Below are 24,709 nucleotides of genomic sequence, written 5' to 3' on the forward strand. Positions count from 1 at the left end.
CTATCATACCACTGACTAATCTATCTATCTCATCTATTGGATTTTCTTGTGCTAAAAGCTGCTGTTGCACATTTACACCTGTATCATCTATAATTAATATTTTCTGATTAGGCGTTATAGCTCTTGCCAGATCATCTGGAATAGTCTCTGTTTTTAATCGTGTATAATCTTTCATTAATTGTTCTGTACCAGATGCCTCTTTAATAGTTGCGGTTGCATTTACTTTAGGTTCCTTGCTTATTTCTTCTTCCAAAGCAATGAATTCTATATTATCGGTTTTTGTCATTGATGATTGAGTTTTTTTGGGAGGCTCTTTACTGGTCTCCGTTTCTTTTTTTGGTACTTCTTCAATTATTTCTTCAGTTACAACTTTCAATTCATCCAGTTTACGTTCTGTTATTGCTTCATCTTTTGAAATTTTTTTATCTTCTATTTTTTTCAATTCAGCTTTTTTGCTTTCCTTATCAGGTGTAATAGTAATTTGTTCTGAAAGTTTTGGTTCTGGTGGTGTAACGTTAGCTTTCTTTTCTGGTTGTACAATTTTTGTATTGTGATGCACTTCTATTTTTTCTTTCTTTCTGTCTTTAGATTTTTTCTCATCCACTGCACTTTCAACAGGGATGAGGTCATATTCATCAAGCTCTTCAATTAAATCATCCTCAGAAAGAATCAATATATCTTCACTTGCTATTTGTTCAGCTTCATCAAGATTTATAAATTGAAAATCTTCAATGTCCTTTTCTTCTATTTTATTTCTCACTTCAGGTGGTATCTCTATAGTAATAATATCAGTATCAGGCTTTTTAATTTTAAACTCAGCTTTAGAGGGGATTTCTTTATCAACAAACACATCATCGTGTTTTATTCCATCTGCTTTCAATTCATCATTTGATAAAGCAAATTCTTTCTCATGCTGTTCTTCGCTAACAAGTTCTTCATCTTCGGAAATATCTTCGATTACAAGGGCATCAATATTTTTATCAAAATATATTTTACCTTTTATTTCTTTGTTTTCTTCATCTTTAGCACTATCTATATAACTCTCTTTAATTTGTATTTTATCGTTTGATTTGTGTGACTTTAAGGGTTCGGGTATACCTTCAAATATTCTTTCTTCTTTTTCTTTATGCAATTTATCGTGTGCTGAATCTTCAATAACTTTGATTGTGTTAACGGCATCAACGCGTGCAGTTATATCAAGAATATCATCATGATAGTCTTTTTGTATGTGCAGTGGAGGATTTTCATCTTCAACTATAATTGTTGAGGGAATAACTTCCTGCAAGCCTGTAATTTCTTCCAGTTGACCTGTGACTTTTTCTTCCTCCGGTATATCAATAATAAGATCTTCTTCGGTCAGATCAATAACAGGCTCTGGTATATCAGCAATTTCTTCTAGCTCCGGTGTTGTATGTTTCAATTCCTGACTCATATAGATAGTATAATTTTTACTTTTTCCTATTAAATATTCTGCTATATCATTAATATATAAAAAAATTACTAAAAAATCTAATACTGCTCCCAAATAATAGACAAGCTATTAATATTAATTATTCAGTCATAATAAACATAATTTTGTCAATAGATATATACAACCCTTACTGTACAATATCGGTTTATTTTGTATTATTATTGAGTAACTGCTAAATTGGCATATTTTAAAAAAAATCATTGCACTTTCATTGTAGTATCAGGTACTATCTCACAATATATTAGTTCAAAACTAAAAAGGAGGAAATAGACTTTATGAAGTTTACACACACGTTAGTATGCTTAGCGATAGCTCTATTGCTATTGCCAACAGCTTCATATGCTATAGTTGATTTTGGCATGTATGGTGGATATACATTTGCTGGAAAAATAGACAACCCCACTATCAGTAATGCCGATACAAACGGCTGGCAATATGGATTTATTGGACACCTCAACGGCTCAGTAATTCCCATGGTGTTGAGTATGGGAATTGGTGGATTTTATCAGAAGTCACCACTGCAATATACTGTTGCTGGTAAAGATTTTGACCTTACAAAGACCATGTACGGCATTGATGCGATAGTCATGTTAGAATTGCCTATCCTTATTCATCCGTATGCAAGGGCAGGAATTGCAATAAACGAAAAAGTTGAACTGAAAACTCCTTTAGGGACATTGTCTGATGAGAAGAAATTCAATTCATATTACTTTGGCTTAGGTGCGGCATTTACAGTTTTTCCATTTGTACAGATTTTTGGTGAATATTTATACAATTACTCCAAGCTTGAAGACGATGGCACATTAAAGAGTAACTCCATTAATGTTGGAGCACGGTTAAATATTTAATTAATATAAAATTGGGGCTGCCTTAAAAGGCATTCCAAAAAACGGCTTATTTAAGCAGCCCCATACTATTTAAGCTCTAATGCCATCAAGATAAATCTTAATCTTTTCAAACAATGTTTCCACTTTCTCTTGATTTATCAACTCAATAATAATATTTTTTCTTCCCACCTGTTTTTCGGATAATGCTTTTTCCGAACGCAATAAGCTCAATGCATTTGTATAATTGGGTAGCGATAGCGATTCAGAAAGCATTATCTCACCTGTATGATACATTTTCACTCCATTTTTACGAATTTCGGTTAGGAGGTCTTTTTTCTGTATCTGAATTCGTTTCTTTGGCAACAGGGTTTTACATACTACATAGTACGATTCAAGATATTCTTGTAAAATTCTACCAAAAAATCTTAATTGGGCATCCATTTCCCTATCATCATTAATTGCTATACTGTTTTTTGTTATTGAAGCAAAACCTTTCAGTTGCATATACTTAATGGCATCCTGTATCGACACCATCACATCTTCCAGCATATCTTCTGGATATATAAATTCCTTCATAAATAGATCACGAATATATACATATTCACTTCTGAATGAATCCAGCGATGTATCTTTATTTTTATTCATTATCCTTAATGCAAGTGAAGAAAATGTCAATGGGAGGAAATAATGTATGATAGAATTTTTATAAAAAATCATTCTAGGTCTGTTTTCCTCTGGGAGAACATACATATCTGGCATGGTTTCCAGTTTTTTCCCTTCACCCACTACTTTCAACGACTCAAGTATTTTATCTTCCTTGAATGACTGGATTACATAATCAATTATTTCGTCAAAATTATTTCGATTTTTAAGAGCGTCTGATAACTGATACCCCTTATATTCACAATAATCATACAGGGATTCAAAGTTACTTTTTACCATTTCCCGTGAAAAACCCTTTACCGATGACATCAGTATTGCTGTGGTTGTTAAAGAAAATGGAGTGATAGTCACTACCTCATTTATTTTTCTGACAATATTCATTGCAACTGCTTCAGGAACATTCACAGGATTAAATTTGTTTTTTATTTCTTTTAAAGTGAAAACACGATTGAAATTAATATAAACCATGCCATATTTGCGATTCAAAAGCTTACTGCTTTGCATCATACTTACTACTGATTCTTTCTCCTTTTCCTTACCCTTAAGCTCCTGTACATAACTGGATTCTTCTAGAATACGGTCATAGTTTATTGAAATTGGTACAAAAACAAGATCAGTGTTGTATCCCTCATCAATGGCTTCAGTAATATAGCTCAAAAAACCCAATTTTGGGAATGCTACTTTTCCTGTCCTTGAACGACCGCCTTCAATAAAAAATTCAATTGTATAACCCTCTGAAATGATAGTTTTAACGTATTGCTTAAAAACAGTGGGATATAGTTTTAGCCCTCTGAACGTACGCCTAATAAAAAAAGCACCAGAATGTCTGAATATAGTACCCATAGGAAAAAATGAAAGATTTACTCCGGCAGCTATATACGGAGGGCTCATCTTGTTTTTATAAAATACATAGGATAGTAATAAATAATCAAGATGGCTTTTATGGCACGGTGTCAATACCAGAGGTCCTTTTGTAGCAGCTTGTCGTATTTCTTCAATAGCTTTTGGATCATATCGTATACCATCAAATATCTTCCTGAACATCCAGTCCAGTGCCATTTCAAAAAGCCTTATATAAAGTATAGAAAAATTGGCAGCTATCTCCTTAAAATATTTATATGCTTGTTTGCGTAATTTTGCTTCAGAAACCCCATCCTCCTGAGCTATTCGTTTGATCTCATTTTCAACATTTGGGTGATATAACACCCGCTCCATCATTTCTTGCTGCGATTTTAATACTGGTCCTAATATTGTACGTTTTTCGTGGTAATAGTCCTCTAACAATTTGTTACGCAGCATTACCGCAAGCTGTCTGGTATCAGCAACCTTAGCGTTGGCTATCTCCTCTTTTAAATTGATTGGTTGAGATATACGTACAAAAGGAGGTGTTGCACTCTTCATTATTGTAAGCCATGCAAAAAGCAATGATTTATCCCCTGTTGCCTGCGAACTTATAATTGAATACAAAGGCCCCAATGGCGAACCAGAGCGTTCGGGATTACGATTCCAGAATATCATTTCGGGCAATAGATAAATTGGATCATCAATCCTTTTCTGAACTTCTATTAGATACCGAAGGGAGTCATATTTAACCTCAGTATATCGTTTAAGGAAATATCGCTTAGATAATAATGAAAAAAGTATGCTTTTATTATCTTTTATCAAACTTTCAACGTAATCAGTGTCCAAAACATATTCATACTGTTTACCCAACACAGTAGATGAAAAAAATTGCCACAATCGCCTTGTAATAAACCCAATATCCTGAAACCAGAAGGGATTGTATTCTAATGCAAATACTGGAACAGGATATTTGTGTCTACGTAATAAATTATATAATATCAACAAAGAAAGGTTTGAACTTTGAAATGAAGCATACACAATGTGCCCTTTTTTTGCACATTCTTCTATACGTGAGCGACTTTCATCATCAAAATCGATAGTATTAAAAAGAACCAGAGCAAGCTTCTCCAGTAATGGATTGAGGCGTTCATAAATAACACCATCATATATGCCAGATGTTATTACACCATCACTTTTCTTCATAACAATCACCCCTTACAAATGAAGGCTATGAGTACTCATAGCCATTTTTGCATTTTATTTTTTAAATGTTTTATAAATTGATTATTATATTATAATTTTAAATAATAATATACTATATTAGTGAAATACTCTATAATTAGCAATAATTTTATCAGTTTTTGTTATTCTAAATGACACCTGTTCCATTGCAAGTACTTTTTTAAGATAATTGGACTGAAACAATGTACATATTTTAATGTACATTATTTTAATATATGACTATTATAATACCATTTTGTTACAATAATAAATATAAATCATATAATACAGTTAAGAGAAATTTCTTTTACTATTCATGCAAATAATAACGGAATAATGAATAAAGAAAAAAATAATATAAGTTCATACATCATTTTATGACAAAAATTAGGAAACAAATGCAAAAAAATATTAAAAAAGATTTATTTTGCAAAATTATTAATACTGATAAAAAAATGTTTGATTTATACATGCCCTGTCTATACAATCTGCCCACATAAAGTAGAGTAGATAATGAGATTATCCATAACATGTAATTGTAGCACATAATACCTTACGAATTTCACGGATACTCATAACAAACTACATATATTTTTTTACAAATAATTTTAATGGTATATAATTTGTTCTGAAACATGTGGAGATGTAACATCGGGATGTAGCGCAGTCCGGTTAGCGCGCTTCGTTCGGGACGAAGAGGCCGGGAGTTCAAATCTCCCCATCCCGAAAGCGTTAATATATGTCGAGGGATTAATGCTTAATTCTAAAATTACTTTATTAAAAGCAAAATACCCTACTATCAAAGAAATACGTAAGTCAATTGTGGACGACATCTTTACTGAATTGGCTAAAAATAGACTACAGGTACAACTTGACAACCTTGAGCTGTATCTTATAATTGATGAAGCTTTAACCAACGCTATGGAACATGGCAACAATTGGAACCAGAATAAGTATGTCCACATTGAAGTGACAATGGACACCAATCAATTATATATCACCATAACTGATGAAGGCAAGGGTTTTAGGCATCCTGATTCACATTTAGCCATGCATCTTAAGCCTCGTGGCAGAGGAATATTTATAATTAAGCAATTTGCTAAAGTTTCATGGAATAAAAAAGGCAACAGCATAACAATGGCAATACCAATAGCTCACACTTCTAATCCTAAATAATGTAATGTAAAAATTACATGAAAAGGTATAACAGCACTCCTAACAGATTATCATATACCACAGGCAAACACAAACCTTCTGGTAAACGATATACTGTTAATTGGTTACCACTATTTATAATTTTTGCGATAGCTCTAATTATAATGTCCTTAGTGTATAGAAGTTGTAATTGTGATAATAAGCATAAACCCCTAAAAACCAAAAATACCTTAATACCAGACAAACCCATTATTAAACATAACGATGTGCGACATTCACAACACAAAAAATCAGAAATTCCAGCTGTTGCTTTGCCAAATGATTCAATTCCACCCGAAACTAATCTCAAGATTATAACTGATTAGTTAATTCAGATTTTATTAGAAAATCCTTGAGATTCTAAACCACAATGCATTTATTGAAAAAGCAATCCGTGTGCTCATGCCAATTACCATTACTATGCAAAGCATCCCTATAGTATAGATTATGGTTACTATCTGCCTATCTTTAATCATTGAGTTAAGTCTTTCAGCATACTGCATCAATGGTGAAGAATATGGTGATTTTACAACAAGTGTAGTATAACTTGGTGTACTCCATTTATAAAATGCCCTTCCATTTTGATAGTATACATAACGCATTCGTGCAGTTATGGTATATTCACCGGGTTTTATATTTGTAAGCATTATTTCATTAGTGGGATGAGTGATAACAAAAGGGGGTACTTCTTTTTTGGATGAAACGACAACTGAATATCCTTTAACCTGTGATGCGATGATATATTTTGGTACTAAGGTAAATTTAAAAAATGGAGCTGCATATATTTCTTTAAACGGTATATTAAACATCACAACAGGATAATATAGTTTTAGTGCACCTGGACCCTTTTCAGGTAACACTTCTTGTTGCGGTTCTCCTTTTGCTAATTTTTCGTAATATGCTGCATCTGCCTTGCCTACATCCCCAATTACTATCTCATATGTGGCCATCCTACCTTTCATATCCGTCATATCAACAGGTCGAATACTGAAAAAATATCTTCCTTTTTGGAGGCTTTCAAGAGTTACTGAATCACCAGTTGTAAATGTAGTTGGTTCAACTATAGTATCTTTGGCAATAGAATAATAAAATCCTTTCAACCTTTCTTTCTGTTCAACCGTCCACTGCAACACCGCAACGGGATTATCAACCTGAGTAGCTTCAGGATGTGTTGGTGAACTCACTGTAGGCATTGGTAATGGAGTACTAGAAACCATCAAAGGATAATGAATAGTTCGGCTGTAATTTCCTGCCTTATCAATTGCACGAATATGAAAATATGTTATACCATCTTTCAAATCAGGAATAACATATTTACGAATTGGTCCTTCAACATTTTGTACTGTGGGATCAAATGTTGGCAAGTCATTATAAATAACAGCATACCCCGCTATGCCAGATTCATCAATTGGGGTATCCCACTCAATGATAGCATTTGTTTGCCGTGTCCATACGTTTTCAGGATGTGTTCGCGAATAAACCTTTGGGGGTAAAACTGAAATATCAGAAAATTTTGCAATAAGTCGCTGATTGCTATTCCAGAAAAGCAATGTCTGTTTATTGATAATTACCGGAAACTGATCATACGATGCCACATTTGCATCTGAAATTCTTACTGCATCTGAAAGGGAGCCATCAACCAAAGAAAACTTTTTACCAAAGACAGCCTGGTAACGTTCTCGCATATCATGCCATACAATGAGCAGTTCATCTTCTGAAGGGGCCACCACACGGGGACTATAGCAGTCAATTTCTGCCCGTGTAATTATAATTGGCTGTTGATCCCATTCTTTTCCCTTATTATATCCTCGTATAAGTCTCACTTCCCAGTGCTTCTGTTCATTATTCATATATACACAGTAAAGCACATCTTTATATAAATACACATACGGAGAAGAATCATTTGCCGGGCTTGTAGTTATCCTTTTGGGAGTAGAAAAACTCTTACCACCATTGTGAGAATATACAAAGAACAAATCATCAGATAATATACCTGCAGATAATAACTTTGCCTGAAAAACAATATATATTGAATCACCTTCAAATGCAATAGCAGGGAAGAATATACCCCTATATTCAGTTGTAATATCAGCAATAGTATCTATTCTTGTAAATTGCAGTTCATCTGGCGAAAAGGCATGATAAAGGGTAAGCCTGCCTTCAACCGAACCATGGTAAAACAAATGTAACCCACCACTGTTATCATAGAAAACCTCGGACAGCATCGACTCATCCGTTAAAAGTGACAGTGCAACAGGTTTACCCCCCCCCCCCCCAAAATCATTTGAAATTGTTAGAAAAATTTTACTTTTACTATCTACCAGGTTATGCCATGTGCATGCAATATGACCGTTATTTGATATTGCAACATGGGGTCTAACAGCTACAGCAGGATCAATATCAGATAATTTATATGGTGGTAAAAAATCTTTGCCACCATTGAGTGAAAGTATTATATATATGCCGTGTTCATTTTTTTCAGAGCCTTCAAAAACTACAGCAACTACATTACCCTTGGCTACTGCAAAAGGTGATTTTATATTTAACGTATATGGTGTAATAACAACGCTTCGTTCCCAACCTACTGGATATGTTACCACCTCTTCATAAAAGAGGTGGTAACCTGCATAGATGCATATACTAATAATTCCTGCCCATACAATATAACGCACGCGTGGGAAACGAAATGCCAGTTCAAAAATATAGACTGAAAGCTTATTCATACTCCTATTATCGGAAAATTATCCTGCATATTCTCCACGGCTGCGTAATTTTTCCTTTTCTTCTTCTTCAAGCACATTGAATGCTATTTTCCCTACTTTAGTCTTTGGCAACTCATCCCTAAACTCAATTTCCCGTGGGCAACTCCATTTTATCAGATGTTCTCTGCAATGTCCAATTAATTCTTCTGCAAGAGCATTGCCAATTTTATCCTTATACTCCGGTTTAACCACTATAAATGCTTTCACCCTTTCAACCTGGGATTTATCCGGTACTCCAATGACACACGCCTGGTCTACCGCCGGGTGTTTCCGCAATACATCCTCCACTTGCGACGGATACACATTGAATCCAGAAGATTTTATCATCCTCTTTAAGCGCAATTTGAAATAGAAAAATCCATCCTCATCCATTGTCCCGATATCACCGGTATGAAGCCACACCATTCCATCATCATGTTTCTGCAGTGTTTTTGCAGTCTCTTCTGGCTGATTAAGATACCCAAGCATCACAGCAGGCCCCGCAATACATATTTCACCTTCTTCACCACACGGCGCTTCTTCAGTTGTTCCCTGTTTTACTATTTTTGCCATCATATCTGGGAAGGGTATGCCAATACTGCCTTCACGGTATTCATTCATGGGCATTGCCATAATTGCTGTAACAGCTTCGGTCAATCCATATCCTTCGCGCAATTTTACATTACCACCCTGCCGCGCTACTACCTTTTCAAACTCCTCTTTTACTACACGCGGCAATGTATCGGCCCCACTGAATGCAGCCTTGATACATGAAAGGTCTGCTGAGCCAAACACTTTGTTTTTACTTAAAGCTTCAAACAAAGTAGGAACACCAATAAGAAAATTTGGTTTTTTCTGTTTTATAAGTTTTGCAACAATAACAGGATCAAACTGCGGCACCAGTATGCTTTTGCCACCACCCATAAAGAAAGCATTGACACATACTCCAAGCCCAAAACCATGAAATATAGGCAAAATAGCAAGTATACTATCGTCTTCACTCATCTTGCCCCATGCTGCAACCTGCATACCCTCGCTGATAAAATTCATATTTGATAACATAATACCTTTTGGCATACCTGTTGTTCCGCCACTGTATAAAATAACTGCCATATCATCAGTTTTCATGTTGGATTTGGGGACAGAGCTTGTCTTTTTCATCATGTCGGTCCACCATACCACACGCGGGTCTTTGGGCACTTTTGGAATCTTTCTTCCTTTAGTGATGTAAAATCCAAATGCTTTAAGAGCCGGCAAAAAATCTGAAATTTTAGTCAAGATAAGCGTTTTGCATGGCGTTTTATCCATTATTTCTTTAAAAGCACCATAAAATGCATCAATAGTAAGTGCAAATTTACTATTGCTTATATTCAGGTAAAATTCAATTTCTTTTGGGGGCGATAGCGGGTGAATCATGCTTGCCACTGCCCCAATCTTATTAACAGCATAAAAGCATATAATCCCCTGTGGTGTTGTTGGCATAGAAATAGTAATTGTATCACCCTCTTTAAGCCCTAATGCATGCAGACCTTGAGCACACTGATCAATAAGCTGAGCAAATTCTTTATATGTTGCAGTATACCCCATAAAGTCCCATGCTATAGCGTTGGGTTTTCGTTCTACTGTTTTCATTAAGGCTTCATACATGGTAACCTTAGGATAATCTAATGTATGAGGCACATCTCCATAAAACTTCAGCCATGGCTTTTTTTCGTACATAGACAACCTCCTATGAAAATTTCTATAATTGTACAGACGCTTAATGCTGCATTTTTGGACAAAGGCATAATTACGCATGGCAAGCTACAGATGCATTGCAACATGGCTCTACCTTTTATTATCCTTAATGATTTCCATAAAGGCTTCAATGCGGGTCAACACCTGCGCTTCGCTGAAATTGCGCTCATCTACCATATCTGCCTCTATAATGAGTGATGGGATACCTCGTTCTTTCTGCACTATACGCTGTATATCATACTGTCCCAGCGAATATGGCTTGCAACTTCGGTTAGAATGCATTACAAGACCATCAACATCATATTTATCAATCATGCCAATCACAGCCTTTGCCATCTGGTCTACTGAAATATTTAAGTAAATAGCTGTATATCCTTCAACCATACTCTTTAAAAAGTCATTTTCATCCAGGTACTCTAACTGTCTGCACCATGCAGTGGTATAGGTATCAGCTACCAGACATGCATCATGCGCAGCAAATGTATCCGAGAGCCATTTAGTCTTGTACCACACTGGAAGATTGTCCCATAGCAATCGGTATTTTTCATTGGGAATTGCACTTATACCATTGGCAATGCGCTCTTTCATTTCATTTAGCAATTCAGTATAGTAATCCACCACAATCTGAGTACCACGTAATGTCACAATCAGAGCTAAGTGGAAAAACGCATCAAATGCACTCATGGGAGCAGGCTTATGCATGGCTGTATCAAGTACCGCCTGCCACAACCGCTGCCCTGCAATAGAAAGCTTACCTACTTCTTTGGCCTTGTCGTAATCAAATTTTTTGCCGCAATGCTCTTCCAGAAAAGCAATATACTCAAGTATCTGTGCTCCTACATATTCCTTTGCTTCCTGAGTCATTTCACTGTGACAAAAGGGTGTGTCAAAGATAAACAGCGGCACATTGAAATAGCGCGCCTGTACCTCATACCATTTGAGCACCGTGCCACAGATATTATTGCAACATACTAAAAAATCTGGCTTTGGCAATCCACCAATTGGCCCGCCATTGATAGGTGCCGCAGCAATATCCGAGCGTGCATATGAACACAGGTCGCGGCAGTAGCCCATTTCTTCGGCTTTTTCGCATAGCTGTACTCCCATCTTGGATGCACCCACCATTGCACCATGATTTTCAGGATATACCGGAATAACATCCATAACCAAAAGAGGCTCAACAGGGCCACCGCTGGTAATCCACGCAACCTTTTTATTGTTCTGCGCAGCCGTTTTTGCCTCTATATAGTAATTGGTCATTATTTCCTTCATCCGTTTTACGGATTTTATTCTATTGTCCTTTTTTTCCTGTGCATCTGACATAACTTCACCTCGCTAATAGTTAAATCATATCAATAAATGCTTCTAATCGCGTCTTCACTTGCCCCTCTGACGGCAACTGTTGTTCCAGTTCAAGCAGTATTGAAGGAACACCAATTTCATCCAGGGCCTGTTTTAAATATGGATAGTCAAACGAATGCGGGTCACAAAACTTAAGGTACAGGAATATCGCACCTTGCACATTATGCTTTTTAATCATCGCTTTTATGGTTTCCGCGCGCGTGTAATAATCACGGTGTTTTGCTGGGCAAATATTTCTTTCATAGTACCTGTCGGCTATGGCCTGCAATGGCTCCTTATCAGTTGCTATCGCCCCCTCAAAATACCGTGAGCCAGTACACAAATCATCCCACACCACCACACCACCTGAAGCTTCAATATAATCATAAATATCAGGATGATTGCAAATACCACCAATAAGCATTATGCGTTTTCGCGTTTCATTTTGTGGCGATAGCTCAATGGAAGGGATCAATGCTTTTAAATGATCTACCAGTTCATCACGGTCAATAATCATTGCAGCCTTAATGAGCGCATTCATCTGGCTTCCTGTGAGAGAACTTTTATTGTCACTTTTCAACTGCCAAATATTCTTTAAAAGTGATCGTATTTCATTGTAAGTAGCAACTGCCTTCTTTAAATTATCATTGGTAATTTTTATTCCAAAGCCTTGCTCAAGCTCCTTGACAAATCGCACCAGAACATCGTACATATATTTGCGGGCACTTGCAGTGTTAAGCTTAACAGCCCATACCACGTCAAAGTGGTGCTTCATGCCAGTGTTAAGACGCCACACGTCGGACAGCCGCTGAATGGAATCACACGTATGGGGAAACACAGCGCCATCAACAAATGACAGCTTGCCTTGAAGCGCATCCTCTAACGCCCCTCGTACTAGCGAACAGCTGTACGCCTGAAGATGAGCATCAGCTTTTGAAATTGTTTCCACTTGCCCAAATATCCTGAAAGGGTGCATCCCTGCGGCATAAATTATTTCTTCGGGAGTATACGAACACATATATGCCAGCACAGGTTTGCTGGTTTTCTTTTTCAGGTTGGACACATATTCATACGGATTGCCCAATTCAAAAAATTTTTTGTTATTCATGAGATGCTCCTGAAAATGTAGTTGACAATGTACGATATTATCGTACATTGTACGATAATGTTTTCAATATAAATTTGTATATGTCTACTGTCAACACATTTTTGTTATATAGTATTACAATTATGAAAATTAAAAAAGGAAAGCTAATCCAATCCATCACCAAAGCACACGATATTCTTTCTATGTTTGTGAATGATAAAAGGCCACTTGGCATTAGTGATTTTTCCAGACGACTGTCCCTGCCCAAAACAACTGTGCAGGGAATTGTTAACACACTCTGCCATCTGGGATATTTGGAAAAGGATCACCACAGCGGCAAATACCGCCTTGGCCCGTATGTATTCCAGTTAGGCATGAAATATGCCACCAACCTTGACCTGGTTAGCATTGGCAGGGTATGGGCCGAACGGCTGTGTTTTCAGTTTAGGCAACCTGTAAACATTGGAATGCTGGTTGGGGATAAGGTGGTGGTAGTACTTCGCGTTGAGCCTGAAAACAGGTTTATGTCCTATCCACAGGCTGGTTCGGTCATCCCAACACATACCACTTGTATTGGCAAACTGCTCTGTGCGTATATGGATAAAAAGCGCCTTGACGAGATACTTGCAAGTTATGAATTTCAACCACTAACTAAAAACTCAATTACAACAGCCCAAGAATTTTTACAAGAACTTGAAAAAGTAAGATCAATGGGAATAAGTTTTGACAATCAGGAATCAGTGATGGGATTGGCTGGCATTGGCGGGCCAATATTCAATTATACTGGCCAGATTATCGCTGCATTTGCAATTACCGGAGATGCTGAATTTATCCTACACCATAAACAGGATATCATTCAGGCAGTACGTGACACATCATTGCAATTATCGGTTCAATTGGGTTATAATCCATAAAAAATAAAAGGCATTACAAAAATACTTGACGTTATAATGAATAATTAGTATATTATTATTAGCACTTTATATTAAAGAGTGCTAATGCAACCTATAACAGAAACTATAGCTCCCATTGGGGGGCTATTTTTTTTTAAAATCCACCACCATACAGAGCTTCCTGGTAATTTACTAAATCAATTGCAAAGGCTTTTATTCGTGTTGCACGTTCGTCAATTACAGCTGCATAGGATGGGTCAATTTTTACAATAGCATTTTTTAATAACTGGCAGTATCGTTGTGTATCGGGGAGCAATGTATCGGTGTAGTAGTAATAAAACTTCCACTTTTTATTACTTTTAGCTATTGTAGCCATATACTCTAGCATATATGCTGAGCGTAAAAGTCGCTCATAAATGTAGATGATATCTTTAGAATTTGAAGCATACTCCCCGGCAATATATGCATTAAAGGCGTCTGCTTTTTTACTATCTGCAGGTTGATTACTCCAAAAAGTGATATACACTATCTGTTGTATTTCATCATAACCAGCTGAAGCCTGCACTATATCCGCAGAAGTCTTTAAAATTGACCGCTGTGTTTCGTTGAAAATATATTCTAAATCAAGTGCATATCCAAACCTAACAAATACTAATAACAACACTATACTCAATACACTTTTTTTCATCTTCTTTCCTTCATCCTTATATAATGTTTTTTTTATTAGTAACAATACTATTATTATTGTAACAATCAACTGCTGTTTTTTGCATGAAAGTAATAGCAACTCATTATATTTTTTTTAAATTGTGTCAATCATTAATGAGTATATGGAATGCTAATTGAACTTCTTCTCTTCTATTCTTACTCCACATCATCCTTTAATACAGGCATGTCCTTTGTAATAGTACGCATTACTTTTTTCCCCACTATATCTTCTATATATAATGGCGATAGTCCCACTCCCGGCCGCTTTACAATAATATCACTGTATTGAATTTTTGTTCCAGCTGGTATATCACGTGCAGCAAAAATGCTTCGTCGTGCCGAGCGGGCAACCATTGCTTCATCATTGCTATAATCAACTGAGCCATCCCCCATCATTTCACATGCTTCAGTAATATCGGCAACATAATCCTTGAATTCTTCCGGTGTTAGCGATACATTCTTGTCTACACAATCATGGTCACTTGATAATTTAAAATGCTTTTCAAACACACGTGCACCCAATGCAACAGCCATAATTGAAGCACGATTATCATTTGAATGATCCGAAAATCCTACCGGTACGTTGAACAATTGTTGCAACGTGTGTATCCGTGATATATTAACTACACTGTGTGGCACAGGATATAGCGAAACACAGTGCAACAATACAATATGACATTTTTCTTTCTGGAACAAGTGTACTGCATGAGCTATCTCATACTGAAATGATATACCGGTTGAAACAATAACAGGCTTGTGTGTGGAGGCAATCTTTTTCAACAATGGAACATTGGTAATTTCTGAGGATGCTATTTTATACAGCGGCACTTCAAGGCATTCCATCATATCAAAAGAATCATCATCAAAACAAGATGCAAAAAACACAACGCCATTGTCAAATGCAACCTGCTGCAATGTTTTGTAATCATCAAACGAAAGCTCAAACTTTTTAAAAAAATGCATGGCCCAATCATCGTAATGTGGCTCTTCATTGTTGATCAGTGAGTTTGCATACACCGAATAAAATTTTTCAGCATTAAAGATCTGAAATTTCACAAGGTCAGCACCTGCCTCTGCTGCTTTTTTAACAAGGTCAATAGCTTCTTCTAATCTGCCATTATGGTTAAGTCCTATTTCGGCAATGAAAACTGGTTGTCCCTTTTGCAATTTATTGAGATATCGTGCATTATATAAATCCATATTCATACAATAATAACCTTTCATTACCTGTTTTGCATACTTACATAATATGTTGTTTTACTGCAAATTCTTTAGCACTTACTTCAGTGATTGGCACAATGTATGCACCATAGTATCAGCATGAGCACACCATATAATGAACCATTTATGGAATTTGCCAAACAACTGTTTATGTTAGGCAGCATCTCATGCAATCAAAATTCTGCTTGCTCTAAAATGCATGCTCAGAATGCAACATTGCAAAACATGTATGCAGTATCACTATCTCTCACAATTGCAAAACAATAGTTGTTTGGCAAGATATTTTTGTTAAATTACATGTAACAGATGTTATAAATGCTCTGCCCCCACTATTAATTCTAATTAAAATTTTATTGACAAATAACATTTTAAAAATGTAGCATTAGCTTCTATCGCTTCACAATTGTGTTTTCTTTTTGTCAAACATCTCAATGAATACGTACATTCAATCGTATAAGATTCATGTATAGTAACTATCTCTTAAAAAAATAAAAGGGGTTATAGTATGGGTAAAAAGTTTCTCATTGCTATTGATTTAGGTACCACCGGCAACCGCGTGTTTTGTTTTGATGAACATGGATTGCCAATTTCAAGTAGTTACGCCGAATTTACACAGTATTTCCCCAAACCCGGCTGGGTGGAACATGATGCTAATGAGATATGGGAGTCAGTAGTAAAGCTTTTACCTGAAGCAATACAAAAAGGAAATTTAGATCCAAAAGATGCGATAGCTATCGGCATTACCAACCAGAGAGAAACCTCAGTATTATGGAATGAGGAAACCGGAAAGCCAATTCACAATGCAATCGTGTGGCAATGTCGAAGAACAACTGATATATGCAATCGGCTTAAAGAAGCTGGTCACCAGCAACTATTTCGTGAAAAGACTGGTCTTGTGATTGATGCGTATTTTTCCGGTACAAAAGTTAAGTGGCTTCTTGATAATGTACCTGGAGCACGTGACCTTGCTAAAAGCGGTAAATTATTATTTGGGACTATCGATACATGGATTTTATGGAAGTTAACTGGCGGCAAATCACATAAAACCGATTATACTAATGCTTCACGCACACTGATGTTTAATATTAAAGAAAAAGTGTGGGACCTGGATATCCTTGAAATACTGAATATACCGCGCACTATTCTACCTGAAGTACGGGAATCTGCATCATATTTTGGCGAAACATACGGTGTTCCGAGCTTGCCTGATGGTATCACCATAGGTGGCATTGCTGGCGACCAACAGGCAGCTATGGTTGGCCAGAACTGTGTGTTTGAAGGAACATCAAAAAATACATACGGTACTGGCTGCTTTATGTTGCTTAATATGGGCAATGAATGGATGCTCTCTCAGCATGGATTGCTCACTACATTAACATGCGATAATAAGGGGCAGCCTGTGTATGCATTTGAGGGATCAGTATTTATTGGTGGCGCTGTGGTACAGTGGCTTCGTGATTACATGAAATTCATTGAAAAGAGTTCAGACGCTGAGAAGGTAGCGCTCTCGGTTACAAAAGAGGATGAAGTAGTGGTAGTTCCTGCATTTGTGGGATTGGGTGCCCCTTACTGGAAGATGGATGCACGTGGAGCAATTTTTGGGCTTACTCGCGATACTACTCCACAGCAGATTGTTCGTGCTGCAGTAAAATCAATTGCACTACAATCATACGACGTTCTGGAAGCAATGCAAAATGACTCAGGCAAACAAATTCATGAACTGAGGGTTGATGGCGGAGCAACAAGAGATATGTATTTGATGCAGTATCAGGCTGATATACTCGGTATACCAGTACTATTGCCAGAAGTAACCGAATCAACAGCATTGGGTGCTGCATACTTAGCTGGTATTACCGGTAAAGTATATAACACCATTGATGAGGTGGCAAAGTTCAATAAGATTGCAAAACGTTTCAACCCCTCCATGAATGATGCAGCGCGTAAACGCGAAATAGCACTGTGGAAAGATGCAGTAAGACGGTTATTATAATACTAGACATTTATTACAAGATTTAATATACTATTACTTTTAATCATTCTTTTGCAAGGAGGCAATATGGCTAAGCCATTATTAGGAGAATTATTAGTTGAAGATGGTGTGATTACACAAGACCAGTTAAATCAAGCTCTCTCCATCCAAAAGAAAGAAGGTGGCCTTATTGGCATAATACTCATGAATTTGGGTTTTATTGACGAACCAACGCTGGTTAAATACTTGGCTTTACAGGCTGAACGTGTGATAAAATCCGAATAAGGTTTTAATCCTGTAATGTATTATACCTTCGTGCCATTATTTCATTGGTAAGCTTGATAATTGTTTCTATTTTAAAGGGTTTTCTCAACACACCTTCAAGCCCCATCATCAGCAGTTTGTCAATATCAGGAATTGAATCAACACCGGTAATAAATACAACATCTGTTTTAGGGCTTACCTGATGGATTGATTTAAAAACGGCATCACCTTTATATCCAGGCATTAAATAATCTAAAAAAACAATATCAATATCCTCAAAGGTGCATATATCAATTGCTTCCTGTCCATTATCAGTAGTGAGCACCTGATAGCCCATTCGCTCAAACGCAGATGACAAAAACTGGCGAATTGGCTCCTCATCATCCACTATCAATATCCTTACCTCGCCCAAATACAGCATCTCTTTTTCTTCTTTTTTATCAACACTTTCAAATGCAGGGTTAAAACGTTTGAAATACAATGTTACCTCATTACACCTTGACGGGTCATGGCATAACGTCATATCCCCACCATGACTTTGCATTATGCCATACGCAATTGCTAAATTAATGCCGTTGCCCACACTATCAACCCCATTGCTGCCTTTGGCTTTTTGCTCTTCACCATTTTCCCAGCAACTGGGAACACCGTCATTCACCAATTTGAGCATAACAGCATCACGGTTAAATGATGTTTCAATGGTGATAGTTCCTTTTTTATTTGGCTTGATTGCAGAGCGAGCATGTGTAACCAGGTTAAGTAGCACTTCTTTAATCTGACGGGGATCTACAAATATTTCGGGTATCTTACCTAATTTCAACCTGCATTCAATTGATTCTTTTTCCAGTGTAAACCTTTGCAAATCTACTATCTCTTTAATTAAATCATTAAGCGAACAGTACTCAAATGAAATATCTTTACCAGTAACAAATACGCTTAACCTGTCAATAAGGGAAGAGCCTCTTGTAGTTTGCTTGTCAATAATTGCTACTGCTTCTTTTACTGATTCATCAATTGCTTCATTCATAAGTAAAAGCTCAGCATATCCTTTTATGACTGCCAAAATATTATTGAATTCATGAGCAACACCCTGAGCCAGTACCCGTAAACTTGTTATTGTTTTTTCAAATTCTTCTTCGGCAGTATCTGGTCTAGTCACTTTAAGGTTTGTTTGATAGTACCGTATGGTTCCGGCAATTTTCCCAATGAGGGTAAAAAATGGAGCATTGTTCTGCAAATACTGTAGTTCCTCTAAAGGGAAAACTAAGCATACCATGCCAACAACAATATCTGCATGCAAAAGCGGAATAATTACTACAGAGATATCTGTTTCATCATTCTGGAAAGGTTTAGCAGTAGGTAAAAATAAAACGCTTTTCTTTTTAATTGCTTTTCGTACAACTAACGAAAAGTTATAAATTTTGACCACAAGTTCATCAAAATTTTTGCCAGCTTCATGATGCAGTACAAGGCGTTCATCACCAACGAGTGTGTAAACCGACACTGCTATAGGTTTTAGCTCACTATGCAGCAAATCTACAACATCAGAAAGAAATGTATCGCTGTTTTTTGTGGTATGAGCTGTTTTAAAAATATCAAGCAATATTCCATATTGCTGTTTGCTTAACATATAAATAAATCCATAGTAGTTTATATCTATTACAGACTATAGCACTAAGGAATATTAATTCAACAAATGTGGATTGTATTATCAGCCTTTTTGTAAAAAACCTGTCCTACTCTTTTTATATGGTCAAGAACGTCATGGTCTTTTATATAATGTAACAAGTAAATATCAAGAGAATATGGTAATGAGGTTTTGGCTTATGATCATATCCATCCATATTGCACCATTATCAATTAGCTCCCTTTTAAAGCTTGTCGAGTAGTATCTAGAACTATATAAATGTAAAACACTCTGTTCTTCAAGAAAATCTTTAAAAACATTCCATGCTAATTCATGTGTATACTCAAATGTCTGTATTAAACCCTGCTCTTCCAGATCCGACAAAGCTCGCTGATTATATGTTTTAACAGCATCTTCTAATCTGTGAAAGGCAAGCATAAAATGGTTAAATCGTTAAATCCATCTAACATCCTGATTTTTCATAAAAGCAGTTACTATCTAAATGTGCACTGCGTTATGATATTTTAATCTCATGCAACCATCCAAATGTGTCGTTTATTTCACCTGTTTGTAATTTTGTTAGGTATTCATATAATCGAGTAATGGCAGGACCTGCTTTCTCTTCATCACAGAATGTGAACACCTTATCCCTATAATGAATGCTACACACTGGCGTAATAACAGCTGCAGTACCTACTGCACCAACCTCATCAAAGTGTTGCACCTCATCTATCGTTATTGGCCGTTTTTCCACATTCATGCCTAAAAGCGCAGCTATGTCCATGAGGCTTTTGTTGGTTATACTTGGTAAAATGGAATTTGATTCAGGTGTTAGATAGGTATTCCCTTTTATTGCAATAAAATTTGATGTTCCAAATTCATCAACATATTTCTTTTCTTTTGGGTCAAGATACAATGGGATAGGGAATCCCATCTTTTTGGCATATTCCCCACCACGCAACCCGGCTGCATAATTGCCACCAACCTTACAATCGCCCACCCCGTTAGGAGCAGCCCTATCATATTGTTCAACTACAAGAGCTTTTACCGGTTTAAAGCCCCCCTTGTAATAGGGACCAACAGGAGTAACAAATACAATAAATACATATTCATCTGCTGGGCCAAGTCCAACTCTTGCCCCCGCACCATAGATAACCGGACGCACATAAAGACTTGCACCGGTTCCAAATGGCGGAACATATTTGGCATTTGCTGCTACAACCCGGTCAACTGCATCAATGAACATATCAACTGGCACTTCAGGAATAAAAATCCTTTCACAACTGCGCTGCATTCGTTTTGCATTTTCATCGGGTCTGAATGCCACAATTCTGCCATCTGCTGTTTCAAATACTTTTAAACCTTCAAAAGCTTGCTGACCATAATGTAGGCCTGGTGCAGCTATATGAATTGGTATTGTCTCTTCTGTTGAAAGCTCACCTGCAGACCATTTACCATCTTTATAAAAATATCTGATATTATAGTCTGTTTTGATGTATCCAAACGGTAAATTTTGCCAGTCTAAATCACTTTTAACACGTTGTGTTTGCATACCCATAAACCCTTATAAAAAAATAAAAACCATCGTTCATTGTATGGTTTTTGCATCATAATTTATTTACAATCATTGTAGCAACATAATTTTATTGTGTCAAATATATTTTATTCATAATGATACTCCTCTCTCATATCTTATATAGTGTCAATTGGGCCTTCACTGTCTCCATCAATGAACTGCTTAGCATAAGGGTTGCTCCTTGAAAAAAATTCTTCATTTTTTAAATCAACAACAATTGTTCCATTATGTAGTAAGCCAATTCTGTGAGCAACTTTTTGAGCCACTGCCAGGTCCTGTGTTACCATAATTGAAGTCATCTTAAACTTATTGTGAGTAGCCACTATTAAATCCGAAATTGAATCGGCAAGAACCGGATCAAGTCCTGCAGTTGGGTCATCATACAATATAATTGATGGTGATAAACAAAGTGCACGCGCAAGCCCCACTCTCTTTTGCATACCGCCACTAAGCTCTGAAGGCAATTTTTGCTCAGAACCACGCAGACCCACCCATTCAAGAGCTGCCATTACCTTTTCAGTTACTATCGCCTCATCTTCCTTACGCCGTCTCAATCCAAACGCCACATTATCAAACACATTCATTGAATCAAAAAGGCCACCTTTTTGAAATACATACGCCATAGTAATATTGCGATTTATTTTTTCTTCTATGGTAAGCGTAACATACTGCTTTAAGGGAATTCCTGCTATGGCGATAGTTCCTGTAAAATGAAGATACAAGCCAGCGATTGTTTTTAGCAACACTGTTTTACCACTGCCGTTTTTGCCAAGAACGACATACATGATACCTTTTGGCACTGAAAGACTTACATCCTGCAAAACAGCTATAGTATTAAATGTTACACTAACATGTTCTACATTTATCATGAGTACATCGTTGCGTAATATTCTTTTAATGAATACAGAATATTGAGATATGAAATATACCGTTCTTCAAAAATTACACCTTTTGTAACCAAGCGTTTGACCTCACATTCAGGCTCATGGTCATGTGTACATGGTTTAAATCCGCATTTGTGAGAATATTGCTCAAACTCATAAAAATATTTACTCACCAGATGCGGTTCAATATCCATAATACCAAATTCCCGCAGGCCCGGAGTGTCAATAATGCGTGTATTTTCATCAGCTATTATCATAGTAACATTGGTAGTGGTATGCTTCCCTTTACCTGTACTTGCGGAAACCTCAGCCACCCTGAGTGATAAATGGGGATACATTGCATTCAACAAACTTGTTTTGCCAACCCCTGAATATCCAACAATGACCGAAGTTTTATTATGCAAAACATTTTGAATTTTATCAATATGGTAGCTAGTTTTAGCACTGGTCATTAGTATACTGACATTAGCATTTTTATAATAGTGAGTGATATAAACAATATCCTCTTTAGTAGCCAGGTCATATTTATTAATACACAAAATCATTGGTATTTTTTGCTGGCCACACCTCACAGCAATTCTATCGGCAAATCTCAAATTTAATTTTGGCTGTGCAAATGACTGCATCACCACCACGCAATCGCAATTTGCAGCAATAATATCAATTTTTCTATGCTTGCCCTTTTCCTTCCTGGAAAAATAGTTTTTTCGTGGAATGATATCTTCAATAACTCCTGTACCGTCAGCTGCTATACTTATCGTTACTTCATCTCCCACTGCAACTGGATTGGAAAATTTTTCATTTTCAGATTCAAATGTTTGCCGTAATTTTCCTCTCAGTACACAATTAGTGTAACAAGAATCATGATATACCGTATAATAAAGCCCCATTACTTTTGTAACTACACCACGCATAATGAACACGCCATTATAAAAATAAAATAGAGCCAGTCTTACAACTGGCTCTATATTTATACTCCAACATAATTAAACGTTAATCTGCATTACTTCTTAGGGACAACTTTAAAGGTTACTCGCCTGTTTGCACCATCGCGTGGATCAACACCAGGAAGCAGTTCAGATGAACCAACACCTTTATATGTCATTTTTGGAGAATCAATTCCTTTTGCCTTCAAAGCATTGTATACTGCTTTTGCTCTATCAGTAGATATTTTGATGTTGCCAGGTTTGTTACCAACAGGTTCTTCAGGTCCTGAGGCATCTGCATGACCGGTTATCTGCAGTACATAGCCTTCAGGCAATTTGTTTAATACTTCTTTTACTACAGGTGCAGCTGCAGTTGCCCATTTATCCCACTCCTGTTTTGGCAATACTGCACTCTTATAGGCAAAACCGGTCACGGGTATTTTTTCAAGCTGTTTGTTCTGTGCATTAACTAATGCCACGTTTGGATCCCCAGTCTGCTGTACTTCCGGTGTACTCCCACATGCAACCATTGCTGCAACTGAAAAAACAACCAACATTGTTGCAAATTTCTTCATTGGTACTCTCCTTTCGATTAATTTTTTTTATTAGAAAAATAAGTTTTTTAATATTGTTTGTTTTTAAATATAATTTTTATTTATTAATCGTGTCAAGAAGTTTTTTTAATAAAACAATTTATTTTTGTAAAGAATTTTAATAAATTTTCCGATATTGCTAACAGACAGGAGCACAGAAGTAAATCCCTCCCGATCATTACTTTTTGTGCTCAAGGCACTGCGCATACGTTTACCCATTTAGGGGAAGGCAGGATAGCCGCCCAGCTATCTTGCCTTTCGTTTTTTACTGCTGTTATGGCAATTTGTTTACTATTGCCGGTTCAAAATATTTCAGCTCAGCAATTACTTCTTTTAAATTTCCCACACCTTTGACTGTGAACGTTACATTGTATTCCATCCCGGGATGAAGATTTAACTTTTGCTGAATGAACCATGGTTTCTGTAAAAGTTCTATACAGTCAAACGTAATATCATGATTTTTTTTGTCATAAAACGTTATCACTTGAAATACAGTATCATAGCGTTTCAACTTTAATATCATTGTAATCTGCTTATTTTTATAATTATCAATATTGTCCGATAGCTCATAGAGATAAGCTTGTGGAGAAGCTGTTGTTGTGATGAATAATACCAGTAGTAGTAGCTTTTTCATACATTCCTCCTGAAAACTGTTTTTTTAATAAGTAAATGCATTACAAGTTCCTGGCAATCATTATTAACTATCGTACAAATAAAAAAACTGCAGCTTAAAAAAGCTGCAGTAGAATATAAAAAACTGGGATTGATTGTTATGAATAAACGGATTGTATCCTGCCGGATATGCTACATTAATGACCTCGTTTTTGACTTCGATACACAATATATTCAATGATAACCCAAAGAAGCACACACACCCAAAAAAGCACAAAAACCTGTATGATTGGTATATTCATCATGGTTAT

21 protein-coding genes and 1 tRNA gene are annotated in these 24,709 nt (G+C 36.4%); 7 read left to right on the top strand and 15 right to left on the bottom strand.

The genetic code is table 11. The features are described 5' to 3' along the window. Positions 1-1,420: hypothetical protein (locus N3F66_02575; GenBank protein ID MCX8123031.1), on the bottom strand; the 1,420-nt coding region annotated here is incomplete at its 3' end. A 326-nt stretch (positions 1,421-1,746) separates the two neighbouring features. Between N3F66_02575 and N3F66_02580 the strand changes: the two genes are divergently transcribed. Further along, positions 1,747-2,319, top strand: a complete 573-nt coding sequence (locus N3F66_02580) for a porin family protein (protein MCX8123032.1) — start codon at positions 1,747-1,749, stop codon at positions 2,317-2,319. A 69-nt stretch (positions 2,320-2,388) separates the two neighbouring features. On the opposite strand, the gene N3F66_02585 is transcribed toward N3F66_02580, so the two are convergent. Beyond that, the gene (locus N3F66_02585; GenBank protein ID MCX8123033.1) at positions 2,389-5,007 is read right to left on the bottom strand and encodes a 1-acyl-sn-glycerol-3-phosphate acyltransferase; all 2,619 of its coding nucleotides are present in this window, start codon (positions 5,005-5,007) and stop codon (positions 2,389-2,391) included. 670 nt (positions 5,008-5,677) lie between these two features. On the opposite strand from N3F66_02585, the gene N3F66_02590 reads away from it, so the two are divergent. The 3 genes from N3F66_02590 to N3F66_02600 all read left to right on the top strand — a co-directional run bounded on the left by N3F66_02590 (position 5,678) and on the right by N3F66_02600 (position 6,545). After that, a tRNA-Pro gene (locus N3F66_02590) sits at positions 5,678-5,752 on the top strand. A 26-nt stretch (positions 5,753-5,778) separates the two neighbouring features. Then, complete coding sequence (locus N3F66_02595; protein MCX8123034.1) at positions 5,779-6,201, top strand: ATP-binding protein; 423 nt, start codon at positions 5,779-5,781, stop codon at positions 6,199-6,201. A 17-nt stretch (positions 6,202-6,218) separates the two neighbouring features. Then, positions 6,219-6,545 carry a hypothetical protein gene (locus tag N3F66_02600; GenBank protein MCX8123035.1) on the top strand — a complete coding sequence of 109 codons (327 nt, stop codon included), beginning with the start codon at positions 6,219-6,221 and terminating at the stop codon, positions 6,543-6,545. A 15-nt stretch (positions 6,546-6,560) separates the two neighbouring features. Here the strand turns inward: N3F66_02600 and N3F66_02605 are convergent, their stop codons facing one another. The 4 genes from N3F66_02605 to N3F66_02620 all read right to left on the bottom strand — a co-directional run bounded on the left by N3F66_02605 (position 6,561) and on the right by N3F66_02620 (position 13,146). Continuing rightward, positions 6,561-8,942 carry a fibronectin type III domain-containing protein gene (locus N3F66_02605; GenBank protein ID MCX8123036.1) on the bottom strand — a complete coding sequence of 794 codons (2,382 nt, stop codon included), beginning with the start codon at positions 8,940-8,942 and terminating at the stop codon, positions 6,561-6,563. An 18-nt stretch (positions 8,943-8,960) separates the two neighbouring features. Next, the gene (locus N3F66_02610) at positions 8,961-10,679 is read right to left on the bottom strand and encodes an AMP-binding protein (GenBank protein MCX8123037.1); all 1,719 of its coding nucleotides are present in this window, start codon (positions 10,677-10,679) and stop codon (positions 8,961-8,963) included. A gap of 108 nt (positions 10,680-10,787) precedes the next feature. After that, on the bottom strand, positions 10,788-12,020 hold the full coding sequence (locus tag N3F66_02615; GenBank protein MCX8123038.1) for a 2-hydroxyacyl-CoA dehydratase: 1,233 nt from the start codon (positions 12,018-12,020) through the stop codon (positions 10,788-10,790). 19 nt (positions 12,021-12,039) lie between these two features. Beyond that, positions 12,040-13,146, bottom strand: coding sequence for a 2-hydroxyacyl-CoA dehydratase family protein (locus N3F66_02620; GenBank protein MCX8123039.1), 1,107 nt, complete (start codon positions 13,144-13,146; stop codon positions 12,040-12,042). A 122-nt stretch (positions 13,147-13,268) separates the two neighbouring features. Here N3F66_02620 and N3F66_02625 point away from each other — a divergent pair, with 122 nt between their 5' ends. Next, on the top strand, positions 13,269-14,039 hold the full coding sequence (locus tag N3F66_02625; GenBank protein MCX8123040.1) for an IclR family transcriptional regulator: 771 nt from the start codon (positions 13,269-13,271) through the stop codon (positions 14,037-14,039). A 133-nt stretch (positions 14,040-14,172) separates the two neighbouring features. Here the strand turns inward: N3F66_02625 and N3F66_02630 are convergent, their stop codons facing one another. Beyond that, positions 14,173-14,706, bottom strand: a complete 534-nt coding sequence (locus N3F66_02630; protein ID MCX8123041.1) for a hypothetical protein — start codon at positions 14,704-14,706, stop codon at positions 14,173-14,175. Positions 14,707-14,882: 176 nt separating this feature from the next. Then, on the bottom strand, positions 14,883-15,932 hold the full coding sequence (locus N3F66_02635; protein MCX8123042.1) for an N-acetylneuraminate synthase family protein: 1,050 nt from the start codon (positions 15,930-15,932) through the stop codon (positions 14,883-14,885). A gap of 520 nt (positions 15,933-16,452) precedes the next feature. On the opposite strand from N3F66_02635, the gene glpK reads away from it, so the two are divergent. Further along, positions 16,453-17,937, top strand: coding sequence for a glycerol kinase GlpK (gene glpK / locus N3F66_02640; protein MCX8123043.1), 1,485 nt, complete (start codon positions 16,453-16,455; stop codon positions 17,935-17,937). Positions 17,938-18,003: 66 nt separating this feature from the next. Continuing rightward, positions 18,004-18,201 carry a hypothetical protein gene (locus N3F66_02645; protein ID MCX8123044.1) on the top strand — a complete coding sequence of 66 codons (198 nt, stop codon included), beginning with the start codon at positions 18,004-18,006 and terminating at the stop codon, positions 18,199-18,201. Between the two features lie 4 nt (positions 18,202-18,205). Here N3F66_02645 and N3F66_02650 read toward each other — a convergent pair whose 3' ends face one another. From N3F66_02650 to N3F66_02680, 7 genes are all read right to left on the bottom strand, one after another. After that, entirely contained in the window at positions 18,206-19,810 is a 1,605-nt protein-coding gene (locus tag N3F66_02650; GenBank protein MCX8123045.1) for a response regulator, read from the bottom strand. A gap of 165 nt (positions 19,811-19,975) precedes the next feature. Beyond that, entirely contained in the window at positions 19,976-20,245 is a 270-nt protein-coding gene (locus N3F66_02655) for a nucleotidyltransferase substrate binding protein (protein MCX8123046.1), read from the bottom strand. 76 nt (positions 20,246-20,321) lie between these two features. After that, the gene (locus N3F66_02660) at positions 20,322-21,359 is read right to left on the bottom strand and encodes a branched-chain amino acid aminotransferase (protein MCX8123047.1); all 1,038 of its coding nucleotides are present in this window, start codon (positions 21,357-21,359) and stop codon (positions 20,322-20,324) included. Between the two features lie 140 nt (positions 21,360-21,499). Beyond that, positions 21,500-22,252, bottom strand: coding sequence for an ATP-binding cassette domain-containing protein (locus tag N3F66_02665; protein ID MCX8123048.1), 753 nt, complete (start codon positions 22,250-22,252; stop codon positions 21,500-21,502). After that, entirely contained in the window at positions 22,249-23,181 is a 933-nt protein-coding gene (gene rsgA / locus N3F66_02670; protein ID MCX8123049.1) for a ribosome small subunit-dependent GTPase A, read from the bottom strand. Before rsgA ends, N3F66_02665 begins: the two co-directional genes overlap by 4 nt. 89 nt (positions 23,182-23,270) lie before the next feature. Next, positions 23,271-23,768, bottom strand: coding sequence for an OmpA family protein (locus tag N3F66_02675; GenBank protein MCX8123050.1), 498 nt, complete (start codon positions 23,766-23,768; stop codon positions 23,271-23,273). 292 nt (positions 23,769-24,060) lie between these two features. After that, positions 24,061-24,420, bottom strand: a complete 360-nt coding sequence (locus N3F66_02680) for a hypothetical protein (protein ID MCX8123051.1) — start codon at positions 24,418-24,420, stop codon at positions 24,061-24,063. Positions 24,421-24,709 lie beyond the last annotated feature (289 nt).

This window comes from Spirochaetota bacterium, from assembly GCA_026414805.1.
Taxonomy (GTDB): Bacteria; Spirochaetota; UBA4802; order UBA4802; family UB4802; genus UBA4802.

Coding starts and splice junctions, on each gene's coding strand:
- rsgA (MCX8123049.1), bottom strand. CDS start 23,181: ATGCGTGGTGTAGTTACAAAAGTAATGGGGCTTTATTATACGGTATAT.
- N3F66_02645 (MCX8123044.1), top strand. CDS start 18,004: ATGGCTAAGCCATTATTAGGAGAATTATTAGTTGAAGATGGTGTGATT.
- N3F66_02660 (MCX8123047.1), bottom strand. CDS start 21,359: ATGCAAACACAACGTGTTAAAAGTGATTTAGACTGGCAAAATTTACCG.
- N3F66_02610 (MCX8123037.1), bottom strand. CDS start 10,679: ATGTACGAAAAAAAGCCATGGCTGAAGTTTTATGGAGATGTGCCTCAT.
- N3F66_02680 (MCX8123051.1), bottom strand. CDS start 24,420: ATGAAAAAGCTACTACTACTGGTATTATTCATCACAACAACAGCTTCT.
- N3F66_02600 (MCX8123035.1), top strand. CDS start 6,219: ATGAAAAGGTATAACAGCACTCCTAACAGATTATCATATACCACAGGC.
- N3F66_02630 (MCX8123041.1), bottom strand. CDS start 14,706: ATGAAAAAAAGTGTATTGAGTATAGTGTTGTTATTAGTATTTGTTAGG.
- N3F66_02605 (MCX8123036.1), bottom strand. CDS start 8,942: ATGAATAAGCTTTCAGTCTATATTTTTGAACTGGCATTTCGTTTCCCA.
- N3F66_02665 (MCX8123048.1), bottom strand. CDS start 22,252: ATGATAAATGTAGAACATGTTAGTGTAACATTTAATACTATAGCTGTT.
- N3F66_02595 (MCX8123034.1), top strand. CDS start 5,779: ATGCTTAATTCTAAAATTACTTTATTAAAAGCAAAATACCCTACTATC.
- N3F66_02675 (MCX8123050.1), bottom strand. CDS start 23,768: ATGAAGAAATTTGCAACAATGTTGGTTGTTTTTTCAGTTGCAGCAATG.
- N3F66_02615 (MCX8123038.1), bottom strand. CDS start 12,020: ATGTCAGATGCACAGGAAAAAAAGGACAATAGAATAAAATCCGTAAAA.
- N3F66_02620 (MCX8123039.1), bottom strand. CDS start 13,146: ATGAATAACAAAAAATTTTTTGAATTGGGCAATCCGTATGAATATGTG.
- N3F66_02650 (MCX8123045.1), bottom strand. CDS start 19,810: ATGTTAAGCAAACAGCAATATGGAATATTGCTTGATATTTTTAAAACA.
- N3F66_02625 (MCX8123040.1), top strand. CDS start 13,269: ATGAAAATTAAAAAAGGAAAGCTAATCCAATCCATCACCAAAGCACAC.
- N3F66_02580 (MCX8123032.1), top strand. CDS start 1,747: ATGAAGTTTACACACACGTTAGTATGCTTAGCGATAGCTCTATTGCTA.
- N3F66_02585 (MCX8123033.1), bottom strand. CDS start 5,007: ATGAAGAAAAGTGATGGTGTAATAACATCTGGCATATATGATGGTGTT.
- glpK (MCX8123043.1), top strand. CDS start 16,453: ATGGGTAAAAAGTTTCTCATTGCTATTGATTTAGGTACCACCGGCAAC.
- N3F66_02655 (MCX8123046.1), bottom strand. CDS start 20,245: ATGCTTGCCTTTCACAGATTAGAAGATGCTGTTAAAACATATAATCAG.
- N3F66_02635 (MCX8123042.1), bottom strand. CDS start 15,932: ATGAATATGGATTTATATAATGCACGATATCTCAATAAATTGCAAAAG.